This window comes from Collinsella sp. Sow4_E3 (assembly GCF_052116285.1).
In the GTDB taxonomy this organism is placed as follows: Bacteria; Actinomycetota; Coriobacteriia; order Coriobacteriales; family Coriobacteriaceae; genus Collinsella.
This window is the reverse complement of sequence record NZ_JBQKLJ010000033.1, coordinates 1-4,251: the sequence shown is the minus strand read 5'-3', so window position 1 is coordinate 4,251 and position 4,251 is coordinate 1. Positions and strand designations below refer to the sequence as shown.

7 protein-coding genes are annotated in these 4,251 nt (G+C 66.8%); 1 reads left to right on the top strand and 6 read right to left on the bottom strand.

Annotation, left to right across the window (positions count from 1 at the left end; all coding sequences use genetic code 11):
* Positions 1 to 45 precede the first annotated feature (45 nt).
* The 5 genes from ACTQ48_RS10760 to ACTQ48_RS10740 all read right to left on the bottom strand — a co-directional run bounded on the left by ACTQ48_RS10760 (position 46) and on the right by ACTQ48_RS10740 (position 2,353).
* Positions 46 to 891 carry a DUF7666 domain-containing protein gene (locus ACTQ48_RS10760; protein ID WP_441042238.1) on the bottom strand — a complete coding sequence of 282 codons (846 nt, stop codon included), beginning with the start codon at positions 889 to 891 and terminating at the stop codon, positions 46 to 48.
* A 70-nt stretch (positions 892 to 961) separates the two neighbouring features.
* Entirely contained in the window at positions 962 to 1,147 is a 186-nt protein-coding gene (locus ACTQ48_RS10755) for a helix-turn-helix domain-containing protein (protein ID WP_441042236.1), read from the bottom strand.
* The gene (locus ACTQ48_RS10750; RefSeq protein ID WP_441042234.1) at positions 1,144 to 1,338 is read right to left on the bottom strand and encodes a hypothetical protein; all 195 of its coding nucleotides are present in this window, start codon (positions 1,336 to 1,338) and stop codon (positions 1,144 to 1,146) included. The genes ACTQ48_RS10755 and ACTQ48_RS10750 overlap by 4 nt, the downstream gene beginning before the upstream one ends.
* Complete coding sequence (locus ACTQ48_RS10745) at positions 1,335 to 2,123, bottom strand: phage antirepressor KilAC domain-containing protein (protein ID WP_441042232.1); 789 nt, start codon at positions 2,121 to 2,123, stop codon at positions 1,335 to 1,337. The genes ACTQ48_RS10750 and ACTQ48_RS10745 overlap by 4 nt, the downstream gene beginning before the upstream one ends.
* Positions 2,120 to 2,353, bottom strand: a complete 234-nt coding sequence (locus ACTQ48_RS10740; protein ID WP_366150681.1) for a helix-turn-helix transcriptional regulator — start codon at positions 2,351 to 2,353, stop codon at positions 2,120 to 2,122. Before ACTQ48_RS10740 ends, ACTQ48_RS10745 begins: the two co-directional genes overlap by 4 nt.
* 98 nt (positions 2,354 to 2,451) lie before the next feature.
* Here ACTQ48_RS10740 and ACTQ48_RS10735 point away from each other — a divergent pair, with 98 nt between their 5' ends.
* Positions 2,452 to 2,691 (top strand): helix-turn-helix transcriptional regulator, encoded by a 240-nt coding sequence (locus tag ACTQ48_RS10735; protein ID WP_441069401.1) that lies wholly within the window; start codon positions 2,452 to 2,454, stop codon positions 2,689 to 2,691.
* Here the strand turns inward: ACTQ48_RS10735 and ACTQ48_RS10730 are convergent.
* Positions 2,688 to 3,830, bottom strand: a complete 1,143-nt coding sequence (locus tag ACTQ48_RS10730; RefSeq protein ID WP_441069399.1) for a tyrosine-type recombinase/integrase — start codon at positions 3,828 to 3,830, stop codon at positions 2,688 to 2,690. The two genes, ACTQ48_RS10735 and ACTQ48_RS10730, sit on opposite strands and share 4 nt — an antisense overlap.
* Positions 3,831 to 4,251: the final 421 nt, after the last annotated feature.

Here is a 4,251-nt window from a genome sequence, read left to right as displayed (position 1 = left end):
TGGTCGAGGCGTCGACCTCGGCGAGTTGCGCCAGCAGTTTATGGCTCATGACTGCACCTCGATCGGGTCGCCGTCGATCGTGACGGGTCGGCAGGGTGTCGCCACGCGGGGTGCCTTGCACTTCGGGGTGTCGCCCAGGATCGGGCGCAGGTCAGCGACAGACACCCCGACCGCGAGCCAGCGCGTCGCCTCTCGGTGATATGCGGTCGCCTCCGCCGGGGAGGGCGAGAAGTGCAGCCCCCCGCCGCAGTCGTTGTCGTCGCGCCAGTCGGCGGCCTCCGGGAGCGTGCCGGGCGCGTAGCTGGTGCCGTGCGGGCTGATCCAGTTGTCCCCGACGGCCTTGTACACGGTCGCCACACCGTCAGCGACCTCGATTCCGTGGTAGGCGCACCATGCGTCCGGGTCTGTCGGCTCTTGCGTGTGGTCAATGATGACGCCTCCTACGATGGAGGCGCGCCTAGAGTGGCAGTGGACAGCGACCCGAGGTCTCGCCGTGACCGTGGCCGAGTCGTGGGCCCTGACCGTGGCCGAGCCGTAGGCCGCGACCGTGGCCGAGTCGTAGGCCGTGACCGTGGCCGAGTCGCAGGCCGTGACCGTGGCCGAGTCGTAGGCCGTGACCGTGGTTGAGTCGCAGGCCATGACCGTGGCCGAGTCGTAGGCCGTGACCGTGGTTGAGTCGCAGGCCATGACCGTGGCCGAGTCGCAGGCCATGACCGTGGTTGAGCCGTAGGCCCTGACCGTGGTTGAGCCGCAGGCCGTGACCGTGGTTGAGTCGCAGGCCCTGACCGTGATGTATGAGCCGGGCTCGGAGCGGATGTCGATGACCCGCGCTCCTGCGGCGATAGCGGCGTCCAGCTCGGCCTGAGTGGTGACAGTAATAGGATCAGTCATGAGATGTGCCCCTTCCTGGGGTACGTGGCCCTCGCCGTGTCAGCGGTGAGGGCCGATCTGTTTGGTGGGGTCAGCGCGTCTTGGAGCTGGTGATGAGCCGGTTGACCTGCGCGGCGGAGAACAAGACGCGCCCGTTTCGCTTGCTGGACGGCTTGTGTCGGCGAAGCTTCCCGTCGGCGGCGAGCCGGTCGACGGTGGTGAGGCTGACGCGCAGCAGGTCGGCCACCTCGGCGCGGGTCATCCAGTCGCCGCTCACGACATCACCTCGGCAGAGAGTTCAGCGTCGGCTTCGTCGGCGTACCTTTGGGCCAGATCAGCCAGCCCCTCTATCGAGTCAGCCGAGTGCTGAGACAGGCAGTCGAGCTCGGTGACGGTGAGCAGCAGGCGGGCACAGATCGTGAGCACCGTCACGGCTTGAGTGAGTTGGGCGACCCGCTGCACGTTCATGCCGCGACCTCGCTGTCCAGGAGCGAGTCGAGGTCAGCGGTGCCACCGAGGATGCGGTGCAGAGCCGACAAGCCTTTGGCGGTGATGCGGATCGTCGGGGCGGGCAGCTCCAACTCGCCGGTACGGTGGTTGAGGAACGGGCCGGACGCCATTTTCTGCGCCAGCCGTCCACACTCGATCTGCGACTGGTAGGCGTGCCACTGCTGGCGATGCCCTGAGCGGTAGATCCAGCCCTGCTCGCGCATCGTCTCGAACAGGCGGTTGCGTCCGGTACTGATCGCGGGGTCGCGTGAGAGCACCTTTGCGGCCTCGTCCACGGCGTAGTCGCCGGAGCAGGCGACCATGGTGGACCATGCGCGTGCTCCGGGTTCGAGTTCACGGGCGCGCTGCTCGGCCAGTTCGCGGGCGTCCTCAGCCTCCACGACCATCAGCGCCAGTTCGCGCTTGGTGATCGACTCGACCCGGTAGCCGCCCGTCCTGCGGATGGAGGGCAGGACCTCGCTGGTGATCCAGCGGCGGAAGGTCGCGGCCTCCGGCTTGTCTGAGCGGATGACCACCTCGTACATGCCGGGCTCGCTGACGATGGTCATCTGCTGCGCGCCGCCAAGGGTGTCAATCTGAGTGACACCCCTCATATCGTCGGCGATGCGGCTGGCGGTCATGCTGACGTTGCCGAGTCTGAGGACTTTGCACAGGTCGGTAAGGACGAACCACGGCTCGCCGTCGATGGTGACGACGCGGACAGTGGCATCGCCGTAGGCGAAGGGGACGAGCGTGGCGCTCATGCTGCCACCGTCCGGCGAATCGCTGGGTAGGTGATGGCCTCGAGCGGGACGCCGAGGGCGTCTGCGAGTGCGCGTGCGGTCTGGGGGCCGGGCTGCTTGCGTCCGGCTTCGATGTTGGACAGGAATGCGCCTGACACTCCGACGTCCTTGGCGAGGCGGACCTGCTTCATCCCTACCGCGTTGCGGAGAGCGGCGACCGCTGCCCCGTTCACGAGTCTGGTTGCTTCCATAAGAAGAGAGTAGGAAAGAACAGGAAAGAAGTCAAGTAAGGAAACTAAACTACCAAGAAACTGGCAGTGACTAGGGTGCGCGCTGCGTAATTACAACGATGTGTTTCCCTGCTGAGCGGCTACTCTTTCCTCATGACCCCGAATCTTTCCCGATTTTTCCTGTCACCGTGGTGGACATGATCACCGGCCAGCAGCTCCGAGAGGCGCGACTGAGGCGGGGCTGGTCGCAGGGGCAACTCGCAGACAAGCTCGGCGTCACCGAGCGCAGCATCGGCAACTGGGAGCGTCGCGGGATACCTGCCACCCAGCAGGTACGCATCGCTGACGTGACACGCTAACCCAGCTCCCCCATGCGCTGCGCGATCGCCCTGTCGCGCTCGTCGGTGGCGACCTGGTACAGCATCGCCATCCCCGGCGTGGTGTGCCCGAGCCGCGCCATGAGTTCGCGGACGGTCGCGCCGGACTGAGCGGCCAGCGTCGCCCCCGTCTTGCGGAGGTCGTGGACGGACATGCCGGGCCGACCCACGGCCCGTGCACCCCGCTGATGGGCGCGGTAGATGGACCCATCGCTCAGTGGCCCACCGCCACGGGCTGGGAACAGCAGCTCGTCGCCGGTGGCGTCCGGGTGATGGGCATCCCAGTCAGCGAGCCACTGAGCGATCCCCTCAGCGATGGACGGCGGCAGGTGGGCTGTGCGGATACCGGCAGTGGTTTTGGGCGGCCCGATGTGCCACCGCCGCCCGCCGTCCGGGTCGGAGATGCGGGCGGCGGTGCGCTCGACGCGGATGGTGGTGGCGTCGTCGGAGATGTCGCAGCGCCGCAGTGCCCGCACCTCACCGGATCGCAGCGCCCCCCATGCGGTGATCGCGAGGATGACGCGCCACCGGTCGGGGACGGCGGCGAGGTAGGTGCGCAGCTCGGTGGGGCTGAGCGCGACTGAGCGGTGCGCCGGCGCAGGCTTCCCCGCCCCGCGGATGCGGCACGGATTGGTCGGGATCAGGCCATCCTCCACTGCATCGGAGAGGATGGAGCGCAGGAGCTGGTAGGCGTTGCCGTTCTGGGTGGCGGTGGCGGCGGGTAGTGCGTCGTACCATGCACGGACGGCCTCGGGGCTGATCTGACTCACGGCGATGCGTCCGAGGGTGGGGGCGATGACCTGCTGCACGAGGCGGCGGTACAGGGCGGCGGTGGAGTCGCGCAGCGGCTTGCGGGCACGGCGCTGACGTCGGGCGATGATGTCGGCGCAGTAGGCGGCGAGGTTGACGGCGGCGACCTCGGGGGCGCGGACGCTGGGAGCGATCCATGTGCCCCGGTCGATGGCGATCTCCTCATCGCGGAGCCATGCCTCGGCGTCGGAGCGCAGGAGGTAGGTGGAGGGTGCTCGGTGACGCTGCCCGTCGGGGCCGATATAGCTGGCCTGGTAGCGGTCTGAGGGGAGTCTGCGGAGGGTGCCGAATGCTCGGCGAGTGCGTGCCATGCTGACCACACTAGTGCACGTTAGATGCACGCGGGGCGAGAGGATCGGATATTTGCGCTCAGTGCGGAGAGGTTCGACTCCTCTCTCGCGCACAATACGTCGGAGCCCCTGACTAGGAGACATACCTAGTCAGGGGCTTTTTGTTGTCTGCATCGGTCCGCAGGAGTGCTCATGAGACCGCATGAGACCGCATCACTAATGCACGCTAGATGCACGGCCAAGAAATCTCCCCGGTGTTTTCTCGATCCCCTCTTGCATACCGGTACCCACATGTGTATACTGGGATACATCAGATAGGGAAAGGAACCCGCTATGAACGCCACGATCACCTACCGCACCGGCAGCTACTACAGCGAGACCGACACAGCCAACCACATCTGGGAGATCTCCGACGAGCAGGGCATCGCCTCCGAGCTGTACG